The sequence below is a fragment of the Listeria rocourtiae subsp. hofi genome, assembly GCF_963575615.1.
GTDB lineage: Bacteria > Bacillota > Bacilli > Lactobacillales > Listeriaceae > Listeria_A > Listeria_A hofi.
In genome coordinates this window covers 85784-103449 of record NZ_CAUYTL010000004.1, presented here as the reverse complement: position 1 = coordinate 103449, position 17666 = coordinate 85784, and the positions used below count along the sequence as shown (strand labels likewise).

General features: G+C 39.6%; 16 protein-coding genes. 14 read left to right on the top strand and 2 right to left on the bottom strand.

Features of this window, described 5'->3' with window-relative positions; genetic code table 11:
- Positions 1 to 187: 187 nt before the first annotated feature.
- From R8925_RS03850 to R8925_RS03825, 6 genes are all read left to right on the top strand, one after another.
- Positions 188 to 2830, top strand: a complete 2643-nt coding sequence (locus R8925_RS03850; RefSeq protein WP_430534602.1) for a cation-translocating P-type ATPase — start codon at positions 188 to 190, stop codon at positions 2828 to 2830.
- The gene (locus R8925_RS03845; protein WP_430534601.1) at positions 2823 to 3764 is read left to right on the top strand and encodes an L-lactate dehydrogenase; all 942 of its coding nucleotides are present in this window, start codon (positions 2823 to 2825) and stop codon (positions 3762 to 3764) included. Before R8925_RS03850 ends, R8925_RS03845 begins: the two co-directional genes overlap by 8 nt.
- Positions 3765 to 3963: 199 nt before the next feature.
- On the top strand, positions 3964 to 5076 hold the full coding sequence (gene ytvI / locus R8925_RS03840; RefSeq protein ID WP_430534600.1) for a sporulation integral membrane protein YtvI: 1113 nt from the start codon (positions 3964 to 3966) through the stop codon (positions 5074 to 5076).
- Positions 5077 to 5153: 77 nt separating this feature from the next.
- Positions 5154 to 6677 (top strand): cardiolipin synthase, encoded by a 1524-nt coding sequence (gene cls, locus R8925_RS03835; protein ID WP_430534599.1) that lies wholly within the window; start codon positions 5154 to 5156, stop codon positions 6675 to 6677.
- A gap of 290 nt (positions 6678 to 6967) precedes the next feature.
- Positions 6968 to 8464: a glutamate/gamma-aminobutyrate family transporter YjeM gene (gene yjeM, locus R8925_RS03830; RefSeq protein ID WP_430534598.1), complete on the top strand. Its 1497-nt coding sequence runs from the start codon at positions 6968 to 6970 to the stop codon at positions 8462 to 8464.
- Between the two features lie 187 nt (positions 8465 to 8651).
- Positions 8652 to 8861: a hypothetical protein gene (locus R8925_RS03825; RefSeq protein WP_430534597.1), complete on the top strand. Its 210-nt coding sequence runs from the start codon at positions 8652 to 8654 to the stop codon at positions 8859 to 8861.
- 216 nt (positions 8862 to 9077) lie between these two features.
- On the opposite strand, the gene R8925_RS03820 is transcribed toward R8925_RS03825, so the two are convergent.
- A complete protein-coding gene (locus R8925_RS03820) occupies positions 9078 to 11405 on the bottom strand; it encodes a glycoside hydrolase (RefSeq protein ID WP_430534596.1) in 2328 nt (775 codons plus the stop codon).
- 113 nt (positions 11406 to 11518) lie between these two features.
- Between R8925_RS03820 and R8925_RS03815 the strand changes: the two genes are divergently transcribed.
- The 5 genes from R8925_RS03815 to R8925_RS03795 all read left to right on the top strand — a co-directional run bounded on the left by R8925_RS03815 (position 11519) and on the right by R8925_RS03795 (position 14854).
- The gene (locus R8925_RS03815; protein WP_430534595.1) at positions 11519 to 12412 is read left to right on the top strand and encodes a PhzF family phenazine biosynthesis protein; all 894 of its coding nucleotides are present in this window, start codon (positions 11519 to 11521) and stop codon (positions 12410 to 12412) included.
- 39 nt (positions 12413 to 12451) lie between these two features.
- Positions 12452 to 13198: a DUF2238 domain-containing protein gene (locus tag R8925_RS03810; protein ID WP_430534594.1), complete on the top strand. Its 747-nt coding sequence runs from the start codon at positions 12452 to 12454 to the stop codon at positions 13196 to 13198.
- Complete coding sequence (locus tag R8925_RS03805; protein WP_430534593.1) at positions 13195 to 13575, top strand: VOC family protein; 381 nt, start codon at positions 13195 to 13197, stop codon at positions 13573 to 13575. The genes R8925_RS03810 and R8925_RS03805 overlap by 4 nt, the downstream gene beginning before the upstream one ends.
- A gap of 129 nt (positions 13576 to 13704) precedes the next feature.
- Positions 13705 to 13935: a helix-turn-helix domain-containing protein gene (locus R8925_RS03800; RefSeq protein WP_430534592.1), complete on the top strand. Its 231-nt coding sequence runs from the start codon at positions 13705 to 13707 to the stop codon at positions 13933 to 13935.
- An 85-nt stretch (positions 13936 to 14020) separates the two neighbouring features.
- Positions 14021 to 14854: a VOC family protein gene (locus R8925_RS03795; protein ID WP_430534591.1), complete on the top strand. Its 834-nt coding sequence runs from the start codon at positions 14021 to 14023 to the stop codon at positions 14852 to 14854.
- A 55-nt stretch (positions 14855 to 14909) separates the two neighbouring features.
- Here R8925_RS03795 and R8925_RS03790 read toward each other — a convergent pair whose 3' ends face one another.
- Positions 14910 to 15209: a hypothetical protein gene (locus R8925_RS03790; protein WP_430534590.1), complete on the bottom strand. Its 300-nt coding sequence runs from the start codon at positions 15207 to 15209 to the stop codon at positions 14910 to 14912.
- A gap of 113 nt (positions 15210 to 15322) precedes the next feature.
- Between R8925_RS03790 and R8925_RS03785 the strand changes: the two genes are divergently transcribed.
- The 3 genes from R8925_RS03785 to R8925_RS03775 are packed head-to-tail and all read left to right on the top strand — an operon-like array spanning position 15323 to position 17666.
- The gene (locus tag R8925_RS03785) at positions 15323 to 16276 is read left to right on the top strand and encodes a magnesium transporter CorA family protein (RefSeq protein WP_430534589.1); all 954 of its coding nucleotides are present in this window, start codon (positions 15323 to 15325) and stop codon (positions 16274 to 16276) included.
- Positions 16277 to 16304: 28 nt separating this feature from the next.
- The gene (locus tag R8925_RS03780) at positions 16305 to 16946 is read left to right on the top strand and encodes a GntR family transcriptional regulator (protein ID WP_430534588.1); all 642 of its coding nucleotides are present in this window, start codon (positions 16305 to 16307) and stop codon (positions 16944 to 16946) included.
- A gap of 60 nt (positions 16947 to 17006) precedes the next feature.
- Positions 17007 to 17666, top strand: coding sequence for a GntR family transcriptional regulator (locus tag R8925_RS03775; RefSeq protein ID WP_430534587.1), 660 nt, complete (start codon positions 17007 to 17009; stop codon positions 17664 to 17666).

Here is a 17666-nt window from a genome sequence, read left to right as displayed (position 1 = left end):
TCACTTTTAAAGATTACTGATGAGAAAATTTTTATAGAAAGGGTTTTAGTCTTTTTTTTCGGGAATAGATAGAATAGCGAGAGTCATTACATACACCACCAAGACACGAATTGTAAGATTACTTTAATAATGCAATCATTTTAAGATCGTATCACAAGTTGGAAAACAGAGTGTGGAGGTAATCAGGATGAAATGGATGGAAAAAGAAATACAAGCCATTTATACAGCGTTGCATACGAGTGCTGAAAAAGGGTTAACGAGTGCGACTGTGTCGAAGAAAAAGGCAGAGTTCGGACCAAATAAGTTTGAGGAAGGGCAAAAGGAGACGTTACTTGCTAAAATTGGGCACCATTTGCTTGAAATCACGACGATTATTCTACTTGTAGCCGCAGCTATTTCGCTTTATTTGGCGATTACGACGGGTTATGGGTATCCGAAAGTCATTGTTATTTTGGCGATTGTAGTGCTGAATATGGTGCTCGGGATTTACCAGGAGAATAACGCAGAAAGGGCGCTTGAGGCACTGCAAAATATGAATGCACACATGACGTTGGTAATTCGCGATGGCTTGAAACGAGAAATTGATGCGACAGAGCTACTACCTGGTGATGTAATTGAGCTCAGTGCGGGAGATATGATTCCGGCAGATGCAAGGATTATTGAGAGCAACAGTTTGCAAGTCGAGGAGTCGGCATTAACAGGAGAAAGTTTGCCAGTAGAGAAGGATGCGAACGCGATTGTAACGGAGAAGGCTCCACTTGGGGATCGCTTTAATATGTTGTTTTCGGGATGCTTGGTGACAGGTGGACGCGCTCGTGCGGTGATTGTGGAAACTGGGATGCGTACGGAAATGGGGAAAATTGCAAGCCTGATTAATGCGACGAAGAAGACAGAGACGCCGTTACAAAAACGTTTGAAAGAGCTTGCGAAGCGCTTAAGCGTTGTGGCACTGATTGCCGGCGTACTTGTTTTTGGGATTGGATTATGGCATGGTGAAACAATAATCGAAATGCTTATGATTGCAGTATCGCTTGCGGTTGCGGCAGTTCCTGAGACGCTTCCAGTTATTGTGACGATCACGCTTGCTTATGGCGTTCAGAATATGGTGAAAAAAAATACGATTATTAGACGGATTCCTGCTGTAGAAACAATCGGTAATACATCGGTGATTTGTTCGGATAAAACAGGGACGTTGACGCAGAATAAAATGCGAATTCAGCAGATTTGGTCGGTGGGCGTGCCACCAAAATCAGTGGATGAAACATTTGATGCGCAGGAAAATGAATTACTGGAAATGTTGAGTCTATCAAATAACGCGACAATTGAAGTTACGGACGGTGTGGAAACGATTATTGGTGACCCGACGGAATCTTCTATCATTCGTTTGCTGAATGAAAAGGGATTAGTAAAGGCTGATTTGGAGCGGAAGTCGCCAAGGGTATTTGAACTACCGTTTGATTCGGAGCGTAAGCTGATGACAACGATTCATGAAGTGAACGGTGGATTCCTCTCGATTACAAAGGGAGCTTTTGACCGAATTCCAGTTGCTTTTTCGGATGAATTGCTAGAACAGGCGCGCGATATTCATGATCGATTTGCGGAGAAGGCACTGCGCGTTATTTCTGTGGGATATAAGCGTTATGCAGAAATGCCGGAGGATTTGACGGCGGAAGCGCTCGAACATGATTTAACTTTTGCAGGCATGGTTGGTATGATTGATCCACCGCGACCTGAGAGTAAACGCGCAGTTTCAGAGGCGAAGCGTGCGGGAATAAAAACTGTCATGATTACAGGAGATCATATCGTGACGGCTTCGGCGATTGCTCGGGAAATTGGAATTTTAGAAGATGGGGATAAATCGATTACTGGTGCTGAGCTTGCGGAGATGTCACAGGAAGAATTAGAGCGTACGGTACGTGATTATGCAGTTTATGCACGTGTGAGTCCTGAGGATAAAATTAGAATTGTACAAGCATGGCAGAAAAATGGAGAAGTCGTGACGATGACTGGGGATGGTGTGAATGATGCGCCGGCCTTGAAAGCTGCTGATGTTGGTGCTGCAATGGGGATTACGGGTACTGACGTATCTAAAAATGCAGCAGATATGGTTATTACAGATGATAACTTTGCGACGATTGTGGATGCGGTTTCGGAAGGGCGGACGGCGTATGAAAATATTCGCAAAACAATTTATTTCTTGCTCAGCACGAACTTTTCACAGATTTTTATTATGTTCATTGCGATTATACTTGGATGGGGTGCACCGGTTGTTGCAGTACAGTTGCTACTCATTAACGTGGTCGCTGATGGTATCCCTGGTTTTTGCTTAAGCCGTGAAAAGGCAGATGCTAATGTGATGAATCGCGCACCGATGAAGAAAAACAGCGGTATTTTTGCGAATGGTTTGGGTGCAAAAGTCGCGACGCAAGCTGTTGTGTTTACCGTTGTAACGCTGATTGGATTTTATATTGGAAGATTCGTCGATGTTAATGCAGACATCGGCGCGAGTGCAGATGTCGGGATGACAATGGCATTCGTCATTTTAGCTTGGTCTTCTGTTTCCCATATTTTCAACGTTCGCAGCGACGAATCTATCTTCAAAATTGGTTTTTTATCTAATAAGCCACTATTCTTTAGCGCAATGTTATCGATGGTGATTATTCTACTAATGGTTTTGATTCCGCCTGTTGCCGATATGTTCTATCTTGTACCACTAAGCTTGACTCATTGGCTGCTAGCATTTGGATTGTCTGTTTTCCCATTAGTATTTGTAGAAATTCAAAAAGCGGTTAAAAATCGCAAACAAAAAGGAGACGAGAAATATGCGTAAAGACAAACAAAAAGTAATTTTAGTGGGTGCGGGAGATGTTGGAGCAAGCTATGCCTTCGCATTGACGTCACAAGGTATTGCACGCGAAATTGGGATTATAGATTTGAACGTAGGAAAAAAAACTGGTGACGCCTTGGATTTATCGCATGGCCTGGCATATACTTCGCCAAAACAAATCTATGTTGCAAGCTATGATGATTGTGCAGATGCGGACCTTGTTGTTATTACGGCAGGCGCAGCACAAGCTCCAGGTGAGACTAGATTAGATTTAATCGGTAAAAATTTGAAAATAACCAAAGCAATTGTGGATAGTGTTATGGCAAGCGGTTTTGACGGATTATTTTTAGTAGCATCAAACCCAGTGGATGTCTTAACATATGCTGTTTGGAAATATTCAGGCCTGCCGAAACATCGTGTCATCGGCTCAGGAACATCTCTTGATAGCGCACGTTTCAAACAGGCACTCGCTGAACTTGTTGGTGTTGATGCCCGGGATGTGCAAGCTTATACGCTTGGTGAGCACGGTGATAGCCAATTCCCTGTTTGGTCCCACGCCAATATTGGGGGATTACAAATCAAAGAATGGACGCGAGATCATCCGGAAATCACCGATGATGTCTTAGATGAACTTTTCCATAAAGTTCGCGATGCAGCTTATGAAATCATTGAGCATAAAGGGTCTACCTATTATGGTATCGCGATTTCCCTTGCCCGCATAACACAAGCTATTTTCAACGATGAAAACGCAATTTTACCACTTTCCGTTTATTTAGAAGGTCAATACGGCCATCATGATATTTATATTGGCTCAACGGCGGTTATTAATCGCGAAGGAATCAAGTTCATCATTGAAATGCCACTAAACGAAAAAGAACAATCAGACATGGATAAATCAGTAAAAGAGATTAAGTCTATGATGCACGATTTCTTCTAAAAACCGGCCCAGCGAGCCGAGAAGACCGTATTTCCGTCGTTAAAAGTTGTGCTCCGATGCTCACGTACAAGTCGTACGCTCCACTTCGGTGCTCGCTTTTGTCTAGGAACTACAGCCTTCTCGGCTCGCTGGGGTTTGGCGATACATACGGGGCTTCCCGAGAAAATACGATTTTATATAGAGAAGGTTGGGGATTGGAATGGAGCAGAAACAAGAGGAGCATCGCGAAAAGTCGAATTTGGAGAGGCAGAGGCGTTTTTTAATTCGTTTTTTGTATTTTGCTAGTATCGTTGCTATTATTTTGCTGTTTATTAAATATGTTTTGCCACTGACGTATCCATTTTTAATTGGATTTGGATTGGCTTGGATGTGTATGCCACTGACTCGTTTTCTAGCGCGTAAGACGAAATGGGGCAACCGTAGTGCTTGGGGGCTTATCGTCATGTTACTGTTTTATGCGATTCTTAGCGGTTTGCTCATTCTTGGCATGCTAGAATTGTTCAAATTCCTCGGTAGTTCTATCGGTAATATTCCTAGCTATTATCAGAACGATATATTGCCAGCATTGCAAAAAATTGAGGACTGGGGCGCGGACTGGATTGAAAATATTGCACCAGATCTCGTTCAACAATACTATCACGTTTTCAATGCTGTTATCGCTAAGGCTGGGAGTTTCATACTCTCATTATCTGGCAGTATTGCGAGCTGGGTTGCTTCTGTGACGCTCTCATTACCAAGTATTTTTATCTTTTTTTCGTTCAGCATGTTATTTTCTTTTTTCATCGTTTGGGATTTCGATAAGGTCGGTGCATTTATGCGAAAGCAACTGCCAGATCGCGTGAATGAAACTGTGCAAAACGTGCATAAACATTTCAAAACAACAACCGTAGATTATATTAAAGCATATCTTATTATCGCTGGTATCACTTGCGTTGAGCTTTTCATCGGACTCACAATTCTAGGCGTTCCAAACGCGATTTGGATTGCACTTGGAATTTCTGTTTTTGACATGATTCCGGTATTTGGAACGGGTGGTATCATGATTCCATGGGTGCTACTCGCCTTCATTAATGGTGATTTAGCGTTTGCGATTGAGCTTCTCATCTTATACATCGTCATTACCGTTATCAGAAACATCATCGAGCCAAAAATTCTTGGGACAAAACTCGGGCTAAATCCAGTAGTGGCGCTGTTCACGCTCTACATCGGTTTACAATTATTCGGTATCATCGGCCTTATTCTAGCGCCAATAATTACGGTTATCGTAAAAGATCTGCACGACGCGGGCAAGTTCAAAATTTGGAAATACTGATGTTTTTGTATAGAACAGGACAAATTCCCCATTTCCATGTATAATTAGGTGATAAATTAAGAAAAGGGAGCCATCCAATGCAAAAATTAATTCAGGTTATCGTTATATTAGTTTTATTTGCTCTAGTCGGTTACTACTTGTACACATGGTCAGGGGCCATCTTAGCTTTTGCAACAATCGCTGGAGAAATTGGGGCTGTTATCATTGCAGTGCGCCTACTTCTTTGGGACCAGCGAAACACCAGCTCAAAAATCGCGTGGTTAGCTGCTGTATTTTTTCTACCAGTATTTGGAGTAATACTCTATCTATTCTTCGGTAGAAACCCGCAAGGCCGGATTTTCACAACTAACCAAGTACGAGAAAAAGAAAAACTAATCGAGGCAATACATAATTTGCCTATCCAACAATCCGAAAAAGAACTACCTGAACTGTCAAAGAGCCTGTTCGCACTAACTGATATCCGCCCAATCAACGGTAATAAAGTAACTATTTTAACCAATGGATCAGAAACATTTCCGGCTATATTAGCTGCATTACGCAAGGCTACGGATCACATTCATATCCAATATTATATTTACCGCCAAGATGAAATTTCAACTGAAATTCGCGATATTTTAATTGAAAAAGCAAAGGCAGGAGTTACCGTCCGCTTTATGTATGACGGCATGGGATCTGCCCATTTAAAAGATGAATTTTTGGAGCCATTAAAACAAGCCGGTGCCAAGGTGCATGCTTATGATTCTGTGCGTTCCATCTGGATTGCACGCACAGCAAATCTAAGGAATCACCGTAAAATGATTATTATTGATAGCAAGATTGGTTTCACAGGTGGCCTCAATGTAGGAGAAGAATATCGTAGCAATACGCCAGACTTTGAGGTTTGGCGCGATACACATATGCAAATCGATGGTACAGGTGTCATCGAACTACAAGAATCTTTCTTGTTTGATTGGGTTTATATGGAAAATCGTGTGGGTGCTGCTGATGAGTTTATTAGTGAAGCTGGAATCTCACGTTACCTCAACGCCCAGCCAGTTGAAGGAGCAGATGACTGGGTCCAAATTGTATATGGTGGCCCGTATGATAAAGAGAAATGGGTTCGTGATTCAATGCTTGACCTCATGGACTCAGCCAAGAGATCTGTTTGGATTGCCAGTCCTTATTTCGTACCAGATGAAGAATCATTGGCCGTTATCCGCCGCGTGTCAATGAGTGGTATTGATGTCCGCGTCATTGTTCCAGGTAAAGGCGATCGGGGCGTTTCTTTTCACGGAAGTAATGCTTACATCCAAACAATGATTGATGCGGGTGCAAAAATGTATTCGTATCGCAGCGATTCATTTATACATGCAAAGGTAATGCTTGTCGATGGAGAACGTGCGGCAGTAGGAACCGCGAATTTTGATATCCGTAGTTTCCGCTTAAATCATGAATTAATGGTTTTTCTCTATGACCGTTGTAACGCCGTCGTACAACTAGAGCGTGACTTTAATGCAGACTTCCTTGAAAGTCACCTATTTACGGAAGCTGACATGAAAGCTAAGTCAAGAACACAACGCATGAAAGAAACGTTAGCAAGTTTACTATCACCAATATTATAAATAAAAGTTGTCTTCCTGCTGTTCTAATTAATAGTAAACAGGTTGACAACTTTTTATTGTACAAAACATCATTACTACACTAAAATAGTTGATTATGTAAAATATATCCAATAAAACAGGCAGATAAACAGATGACCAATAGAATGTAAATGTGGTATAATCCATTTGTTAAGAACTTATTTATTGTATTATACAAATAAAAAACAGTCTTTTTACAAATTAATATCAGATAAATAGGGTCTTTATTATCACTTTGATCAAATGAATAATAAAAAATTTGGGGGATACATATGACAACACCAGTGAAAAAGTTAACATTAATTGGACTAATACTGATGATTTTCACCTCGGTATTCGGGTTTGCAAATAGTCCATCCGCATTTTATCTGATGGGATATGGTGCGATTCCATGGTATATTTTATCAGCAATTTGTTTCTTTATACCATATGCTTTAATGATGGCGGAATTCGGTTCAACATACAAGAATGAGCAAGGGGGCATTTTTTCTTGGATGAATGACAGCATAGGTCCACGCTTTGCTTTTATAGGAACCTTTATGTGGTTTGCTTCCTATGTTATCTGGATGGTGAGTACATCTTCTAAAGTTTGGATTCCACTCTCCACTTTTATTTTTGGAGGAGATAAAACACAAGAATGGCGTTTATTCTCGCTGACTTCAACGCAAACGGTTGGTGTACTAGCCATTGTTTGGATGATTGTAATTACATTCTTCGCTTCCCGTGGGTTAAAACAAATTTCAAAAGTAACAGCAATTGGGGGTATAGCAGTTACAGGGTTAAATTTAGTATTGCTACTTGTCAGTGTCCTAATTATTATAGGCAATGGTGGAGAGTTTGCCCAACCGATTACAGGCTGGTCATCTTTCATAGATTCGCCAAACCCCTCCTACCTAACGCCGCTTGCGACACTATCATTTGTGGTATTTGCCATTTTTGCCTATGGCGGTATTGAAGCAGTCGGCGGTTTGGTAGATCAGACGAAGAACCCAGAAAAGAATTTTCCAAAGGGAGTTATTATCTCGGCGATTGTTATCTCAGTCGGTTATGCACTGGGGATTTTTCTTTGGGGTATAAGCGCCAACTGGCTACAAGTACTTAGCGGTAAAACGACGAACCTTGGAAATATAACATATGTATTAATGTATAATTTAGGATTCGAGCTTGGAAACGCGTTCCAACTGAGTGCCACAAACGCAGCTTCAATCGGAACATGGTTTGCTCGAATTACCGGTTTATCGATGTTCTTAGCTTATACAGGAGCATTTTTCACTTTGATTTATTCACCACTTAAAACGCTGATTCAAGGAACACCAGCAAAAGTTTGGCCGAAAAAAATGACGAGATTGAACAAAGCAAATATGCCGGAGTTTGCGATGTGGATGCAATGCTTGGCAGTTGTCATTATTATTTTGCTAGCATCATTCGGTGGGGATAATCCATCTGCGTTTTATAATAAGCTTACATTAATGGCGAACGTATCGATGACACTGCCATATTTATTTCTAGCCTTTACTTTCCCATTCTTCAAAGCAAAACCCGGACTGAATAGAGAATTTGTTATTTATAAAAAGAAATGGCAAACGTATCTGGCTACCGCAGTTGTTCTGATTGTGGTTGGATTCGCTAATATTTTCACGATTATTAATCCATCATTAAATGGAGACTATAATAGTACGATTTGGATGATTGCAGGACCTGTTGTTTTTGCTATCGTCGCGTATGTTTTGTATGAATCTTATTTAGTAAGAACAAAAAACGACAGATAATACAGTGAAGAAGCTTGTTCACTGGTGCCAAAACGGGTGCCATGAACAAGCTTTTTATATGGTAATATAAACTGGACAATGAAGATTATACAGTTTTGCGAATGGAATATTTATGCTATTCACATTTTTTTCTTGGCTAATCCATGCCATTTTTGCTATAATTGTAAGGTAAGATAGATATAGAAAAATGAAAACAAAGGACGGTGCTATTCATATGCAATCACGGGATGCATTAAAAGATGGCGAGAAAGATGTGTGGGCAGAGTGTTCCGAGGCGTTCCAGGTGATTATCGATCGCATGCGAGAGCAAACAGAGGAGCAACAACAGAAATTACAAAAAACAATCGACATGTTTAAAGAAAGACAAAGAGAGTTACAAGAAGAAATGGATAAGTAAATCGATAAAAGCTAGGAGCAATTTGCTCCTAGCTTTTTATTTAGCAGATATAGAGAAAATTCATAAATAATAGACACTAATAACCAATCCGCATCAACCAATTGACGACAACAAAAGATGCTATAGTATATTTTATTCAAGCTTACATTGGGATTGATTCATTTTCCCAATAAAGCAAGCATTTGTCGCCGATTTAGTTGGTATGTTTATATTACTTTAATCTAGATTATCAGTGCTAATCGTTGTTATTTTACCATCATTGATAATCAAGGCAGTATGAGCCGGGATGCTATTTTTTTCTAATGAAAAGTCCTTATTTGAAAAATTGGCGATAACTTGCAATTTAGATCCGAACTCTGTTTTTTGAACAAGGCGATCGGAATCAAGTGTTTGGAAGTTAGTCATCTCGTGTTTCAGCGCTTCTTGCTGGAAAGGGGTCCAGTTTTTCATATTAGCAGTAATATCATCTTGATGTAGTTTCCAAGTATCTTCGTCAAGGTGGAATAGTGGCGGCGTATTGTATAAATATTCCTTAAGACGACGCTCACCAGATTGATTTTTAATCTTATAACTATCCCATTCCCAGTGGTGTGTTGTTATTACTGAGCGATTATAGACTAATTTGAAAAGGGGGATGGAGTAGACTGGACTTGTATAAATTGGTTTATATTCATCTTTGATAGGAACAATTTTGCTATATCGTGTTGGTGTCTTGCCATCCATTGCACCATATTTCCCTACAAAGTACGGGCTGTCCTCATTCTCACGCATATCAGGGTCATCCCATTTAATAACAGGTGTTTCCAATCCATGAGCAAAAGCAATGTGCGAGGCAGCATAATCGTTACCGCCCTCTGAACCGATAACGAAACCTTTGTTATTCAGGTAATCAAGACGTTTCATCCGAGCTGCGGCATCTTCTTTTTGTGTTGTAGGATGTGCTTTTGCGAAATCATCATGGAGCTCACCGGCTGCATCAACGTCCATAAACCAAGAATTAAAGCCAATTCCTTCTGCCAAAATGCCATCTACGCGTGTTTTAACGGCATTGAAAACGAGTGTTGGGTTTAATTTGCGACCTTTGCCTAGAAAACCTGTGAGCTTATCGCCTTGTTCATTTTCGACAGTCGCATTTTCATAAAGTGTCGGATCCGGAAAAGAAGCGGTATTCCAATCAATACTTGCATCCTGCTGAATCGATTGATAGGAATCATAAGGTCCTACTAGATAACCAGCCGCAGCGGCCGCATCTACAGAAAGAGGATTCATTAGACCATTCACCCAATTCGGAAGGCCAATCCAAGCATTTTTAATACCAGCTTGTTCCATCTTCTTGATAAGTGACGTAGAATTGGATTGTCCCCAATCATTGATAGGTGTAGTCAAGCCCTCAATATGGCTACCGATCAGGTGTTTGTTTAGGTCATAAAGCTCCTGCTCGTTCAGGTTTTTAATGCCTTTATCAATGTATTTTTTTGCAGTAGCATCTGGATTTTTGAATATATCAGGGTTATAAAGTTGTGGCATTTGCAGGGTGTATTGAAAAGCGTTTAGCATCATATTTTTCTCATATTGATACAATTCACCGTTTTTAATGTTATTAAGAACGGTGCGATACTCGGTCGAACCGTCTTCACCGTACTTATCAAGCAATTTCCCAATCCAATCAAAAAGAGGATTATCAATAGATGTTTTTAACTTATTCCAATGTACATCCTCCTCAGTTAAAACACGGCTGTTCCAAAGGTAAGCATGAGGTGCACCATATAGTTTTTTTATCTCAGGATTTTGTTTTTCTTTTTCGGCTAATGTGGTGAATTGATGCTGGTCTTTTATATAATTTTGATAATTCTTAGCGATTGCAACGGGGTCATTATCTGTGATGAAAATCTGATATTTGTAATCCTTCTCTTTGTTGACAGATGAAAATGTATGCTTGATGCTAAACTGGATAGCAGGGTTAGTTTGAAATAAAATATCGTTATTGTAAGTGTCAGGCATAACATAAGAAACAGCGAACTTTTCTTTGTTCAAGGTGAAAAACTTCATTGAAAAATATTCATTCATCGTCTGTTCACCGTCTGTAGAAAAATACTTTTTCCATGCAGAATCGTTTTGTGGAATTTGTTTTCCTTCTGAGATTGGTAACGTATAACTTGGGGCATCAACCCGAGGCCATTCAAAGTGAGAAGTTTTTGGATTAGTGGAATGAATGGATACAGCTAATGATTTGGCTTCTTTTTTGATAGTGACGTGAAGTTTATCATCAGGATAGTCCCAGCTTGTTTCGGTGGCTGTTTTTTTAAGGTTCGTTACAGTGCGCTTTTCTTGAGGTTCGGCAATGGTTTCAGTGGTGCCATTTTTTGTTACTTTTAGTGTGAATGTTTCAGGGATTGCTTCATATGTGAAATCACCTTGTGCATATTCAATCCGCTTATTATTTTCTTTTTCGATTTGTGAAGATGTTTCGGCATTTGAATTGTGTGAGCATGCTGTACTAATTATGAGAAACAATGCCAAGCCCGCTATTATCATTTTTTTCATATTTTCTCCTCCTTAGGTTTGTTCGAAGCTAACTATAGCATGCTTATGTGACGCTAGTTTGACGATTTAAGATTATTTCCTGGGAAATAAATGATATAATTTGAGTAAGGGAGTTGATGAAGTTGAAAATATATCACTATGATGCGTTTAGTAATATTCCTGGAAAAGGTAATCCGGCAGGGGTTGTGATAGAGGCAGATGCTTTAACGACAGAAAAAATGCAGGAAATAGCGGAGAAGATAGGGTTTAATGAGACAGCATTTGCAATGAAATCAGAAGTGGCAGATATTCAGTTGCGTTATTTTACGCCAGGACATGAGATGAATCTTTGTGGTCATGGCACAATGGCGGCAATTCATGCTTTAGTAGATCACGATTTTTTGAATGAAAAAGGTGAAATTCGGGTAGAGACTAAAGTAGGTATTTTGAATGTGAAACTGGCTCGTTCGGAAAACGGAAAGGTTTGGATGACAATGCAACAGGCAATGCCGGTTTTTGAGGCTTTCTTGGGCTCGCGGACTGATTTAGCAAGATCTATTGGTTTAGTAGAAGCTGATTTGGCTGACGAGTGGCCGATTATGTACGGTAGTACGGGAACATGGACATTGCTCGTACCTATAAAAAAATTAGCGAGTTTTGCAAAAATGAATCCAAATAATGCTAGATTTCCTGCTATCCTTCAAGAGATGCCACATGCTTCTGTTCATCCTTTTTGCTTGGAAACATTTGATTATAGCGCAACGATGCATGCTAGGCATTTCTCATCCCCTTATTCGGGAACAGTCGAAGACCCAGTGACTGGAACGGCATCGGGAGTTATGGGAGCTTATTACGCCGAGTATATGACGAAGAATATCGATAAATCTTTTGAAATTATTGTGGAGCAAGGAATGGAAGTTGGTCGTGATGGCAAAGTGGTGGTTCATGTGGAACGGCTAGATGCAAGCTATGCAATCGAGATTACTGGAACGGCTGTTTTAGTTGGTGAAATAGGAGAACTTTACTGAACTCTGCTATAATGATTGTATTATATAGGAAGAATGGAGATGAAAACGATGTTAAAAAAATTAAAAGAAGTTAGTATCGCGCAATGGATCGCAATCTTTATTTTCGTCTCAATGGGTATTTCGATGGTTTTTATTACGATTCAAGTTTTCTTGGCGCCGATAGAGCAAACGCCAGGTGAGCCAAAAGTGACGCTTCGCAGCGATTATATTTTTCTGTTGTTTGAGTGTGTTTTAGGAGTTATTATTTTGCTATTACCAACGATTCTATCTCACCGCTTTAAATTTGAGATACCAGGTCTTGTGTATATTTTATTTCTTGTCTTTCTATATGCATCTATTTACTTAGGAACTGTCCAAAAATTCTATTCCACAGTTCCGCATTGGGATAAAATTTTGCATACATTTAGTGGTGCGATGCTTGGAGCGATAGGTTTCTCGTTTGTCAACTTGCTAAATAATGACAAGCACGTTGTCATGAAAATGAAGCCCGGTTTCATTTCTGTATTTGCATTCTGTTTTGCTGTTACTTTAGGTGCTTTTTGGGAAATTTATGAATACACATTCGATGGCTTGATGAACTTAAATATGCAACGCTATGCTATGTCAAATGGTACACCGCTTGTTGGGCGGGAAGCATTGGCGGATACGATGGGAGATATTATTGTTGATGTTATCGGTTCGCTAGTTTTCGTTCTCATTGGCTACTGGTCGCTGAAAAAAGGACGACCATGGATGAAGAATTTTGAGTTTACAAAGAAAAAAATGAAAGCGGGAGCGGTAAAATGAAGATAGAACATGTGGCAATTTGGGTGGCGGATATTGAGCGAGCTAAAACTTTTTATACGACCTATTTTAATGGGGTTTCCAATGACAAATATACAAATGTCAAGAAAGGTTTTTCGTCTTATTTTATTAGTTATCCTATAGGTGCAAGGCTTGAAATTATGCAACGGATAGACGTTGTAGATACGAAAGAAAACGCAATGTTAGGTTGGGCACATATCGCTTTTTCGGTTGGTAGTAAAGAGCGCGTGGATATACTAACGAAGCAACTTCAAGATGATGGCTATACGCTGGAAAGTGGTCCAAGAACGACTGGGGATGGCTATTATGAGAGTGTTATTTTAGATAGTGAAGGAAATCAAATCGAAATTACGGCTTAACAGTAAGGAGATGTGTCGAACTTATTCGGTGCATCTTCTTTATACAGAGGGAATCTACTTATATTTTCTTAGCTGTTTTTATGTTATAATATGTTCAATAATGAGCAAATCTGGAGGAGGAGAATAAATTTGGAAGAGATACCAACAAACCAAAAATCCACTTCTATACTCGATATGTATTATGAAGAACGCATAGATAGTTTTGTTGACCTAAAAACGTATTTGTCTGAGGTGGAGGCTCACTGTATCAAAAAAATGATTGAGCGTAATAGTGGGAATATATCAAAGGCTGCATCTCAATTAGGGTTGCATCGTTCGATATTGTATCGAAAGTTAAACGGGTATGAAAAGCGAAAATAATCACTTACTAATTGTAAGCATAAAAATGGACTTTTGAGAGCGATTGTGTTGTAATTATATTAGTTACAACGAAAGGATGACCTGTATGGAAATTGGAAAAGTAGTTTTAAAAACGAGAAATAAACAGACTTTGGCAACTTTTTATCAAGAAATTATCGGGTTGAAAGTGATCAAAAATGAGGGTGAGAAAATAGCATTAGGCATAGGTGGCCGAGTGCTCGTGGAATTAATCGAAGTAAAGCATGGCAACACGCCTAAACAAGCGAAAATAGGCTTGTATCACACGGCATTCTTACTTCCTAATAGAGCGGAGTTGGGTAGCTTTTTACATCATATGTTGGAAAGCAACTACCTAATAGATGGTGCGGGAGACCATATTTATAGTGAGGCGCTATATTTCCGTGATCCAGATGGCAACGGTATTGAAGTTTACGCGGATCGACTTAGGAGTGAGTGGCAGCGTGACGAATTTGGTAATCTTCCCATGGCTACAAATGAAGTCGATGGTGACGGGATATTGATGGCAGGGGTAGAATTGGAATGGAGTGGTGCACCACATGATACAAAAATAGGCCATATCCATTTACAAATTCGTGATCTAGAGGCAGCTCGGACGTTTTATCAAACTGTCTTAGGACTTAATCTAACTACAGAAATTCCGTCAGCCTTATTTTTCGCAGAGGGTGATTATCATCATCATATCGGTACAAATATTTGGGCAGGTCGAGATTTACCTAACTTAGGGGAATTAGAGACGGGGCTAGCTTTCTACACTATTCAGATGGAGGAGGCAATTAGTGTAATAGCCGAACGTTTCGCAAAGAATGAGATAACTTTTCAAGAAGCAACTGAGCACAGTATTTTAGTAGAAGACCCTAATGGGATAGTAATTAAAGTGGTATCGAATAGTAAAAGCTAAGCATCGAACACAATGCTTAGCTTTTCTTTATAGGCAAAATTTTGCTATAATTAATTTAGGAATGTTTCCAATTCTTTTGGCGCGCTGTTGCTTTCTTTAGTAGCCAATGGGCAAGCCCAAGTGCGGCTTGAATGAGTACGAAAGTTAGGATACCTAGATTCAAATAGAACAGGGCATTTCGGGCTTCTGCTGGGAAAGCTCGTTGCACAAGTAGAAAAGCTAGAAAGAATCCTGCATTTGCTCCAAGTGAGACCCAATAAACCGAGATTTTACCAAGCTTACTAATAACAAAAGATAGCGCAAAGAAAAAGATAGCGAAACAAAAACCAATCAAAATCATTTGTATCGACTCCATGACGCTCACCTCGCATTGTTACAGAATATGTTTTACTAATAATAATTGTAACACAAATGAAATGTATTGTAAAGATTGCATATTCCTATTATGACTTGATGGGAGGTACGGAAATGATTACGTATTATAAAACACAGGAAGATGCTGAAATACGGAAGATTGATAGTTATCAACAGGGTAGCTGGGTTCACGTTATGGCGCCGACTCCTGATGAGGTTGACTACCTCTCGAAGAAGTTCGAAATACCCAGAGATCATATTTTAGACCCGTTGGATAGGGAGGAGCGCTCTCGAATTGAATTAAAGCACGTGGAAGAAAGCTTTAAGCATTCGCTCGTTATTATAGATTGCCCGATTGAGGCGAAAGATGAGATGGGTTTCTTGGAGTTTAAGACGATTCCAATTGGCATTATTACAACAAAAGAAGTTGTCGTGACAGTTGTGCTGGAACAAATACCTATTTTAGAGGACATTATAGATAGGCGAATGGAACAATATGATACGGCAAATCATATTGCATTTGTCTTACAGATTTTATATGCGGTTGCTTATTATTTCTTGAAATATTTGAACAGTCTAATTGAGCACATGCATACACTTGAGAAAAATATTAGAGAATCGATGAAAAATGAGGAATTGTACGCATTTATGGCGATTCAGCGTAGTCTAGTCTTTTTTGCAACGGCACTACAGTCGAATAAAGCGATATTAGAGAAGATGGTTGTCGCGGCACATTATACAGATAAGGACGAGGACAAGGAGTTATTACAGGATGTCATTATCGAAAATAAGCAGGCTATTGCGATGACGGATACATATACGCAAATTGTAGGTGGAATGTCAGATACTTTTTCATCTGTAATTGCGAATAATTTGAACCGAGTAATGAAGTTTTTGACATCGTTTACGATTATTTTGTCATTACCAACAATTGTGGCGAGCATTTACGGGATGAATGTAAAGCTACCGTTTTCAGATAATGAATATGCATTTGGGTTGATTATGATGGGAACAATTATAGTGACGATTATTACAACCATTGTATTTTGGCGCAAAAAGTACTTTTAAAATGGGACTTCGAGAGGAACTGATCTTAATGGAAAAACAGAACTATGAGAAAAAAGCTTACGAGATAATGAAGGAGAAAATTTTGAATGGGCAGTTGCGAACAGGGGATCGTGTGCCTGAGAATACGGTTGCAAAAGAGCTTGGCATTAGTAGAACGCCGGTGCGCCGTGCCTTGGTCATGCTTGAAACGGAAGGTTTTTTAACAATTGAAAGCAATCGCGGAGCCTTTGTTAGTGAGACGAAAGTGACGGTTGGCAAGTTCATCGAGATGTTGGAAATGCTAGAGGTTTTGACGATTAAAACAATGGGGAAAATCGAAAATAAGGGAATCTTATTTGAGCCACAGCATTTGTATAAACGCTTATCGATGATGGAAGGTTACTTAAAAGCTGATAATAGCACGGGTTTTGCAGAGGAAGTTTGGCAGGTTATTTTTGATTTTATTGCTTATATGGGTAATTCTTATGCTGATAGTACGGTTAGAAAGATGGGTATCGACTTTTTGACGAAAGCCCCGAAGGAAATTATATTAATCCCGTTTCATAATGGAGCCTACTTAATTGAGCACTGTATGCGCATGAATGAACTCCTAATAACGAAGAATTTTGATAAGGCGGAGACAATTGTTCGGGAACTGGTCAATTATTTTATTATAAAAACGTTCCGATAGGTGAAATTTTTGGAAGGTTATGCTACAATGTTGGTAATTAAGATAGGGGTGTCGAAGCTATTGAAAAGTAAACGAGAATATAAGACGCTAGACAGAATGGTGTATTTTAGCATTATCGAGAAAATAAAAAAAGGAGAGCTAAAGCCGAATGAGCATTTGACGGAGGAACGTTTGGCGAAGGAATTAGAAGTGAGCCGATCACCAATTCGTAAGGCGATTACGGCACTGGTATCGGAGGGAATTCTAGATTACCGTACATATAGTGGAGTTGTTGTCCGTGATTCGATGATTGACCCGGCTAAATATGGTCATCTTTTGGAAGTTATCAAGGTATTTATGGATGCTACGATTCAAAAAATGAAGGAGCAAAATACATCGGTGGATATCGCAGCATTGAGGAATTATATTGCTTCGATGGACCGTTCTTCTTATTTGCAAGATATGGAGGATTATATTTTCAATCAACATCAATTTTTCTTCCGTATTTTAAAGCATGATTCTAACCCATATTATTATGAGAATGTGAAGCGTGTCTTTTTTACGATTAATAATTTTTCAATGGAAACAGTTTTGAAGCAGGGTTCCGAGGATAAGCGGGACTTGACGATTAAGAAATTTACGGCTATTGCGGATGCTTTTGAGGCTGACGATTATGATTTAGCGAATGAGCGTATTCGGACTTTGTTTGATGATTTTGCGCTCAATGCCCTCCGCGCATAA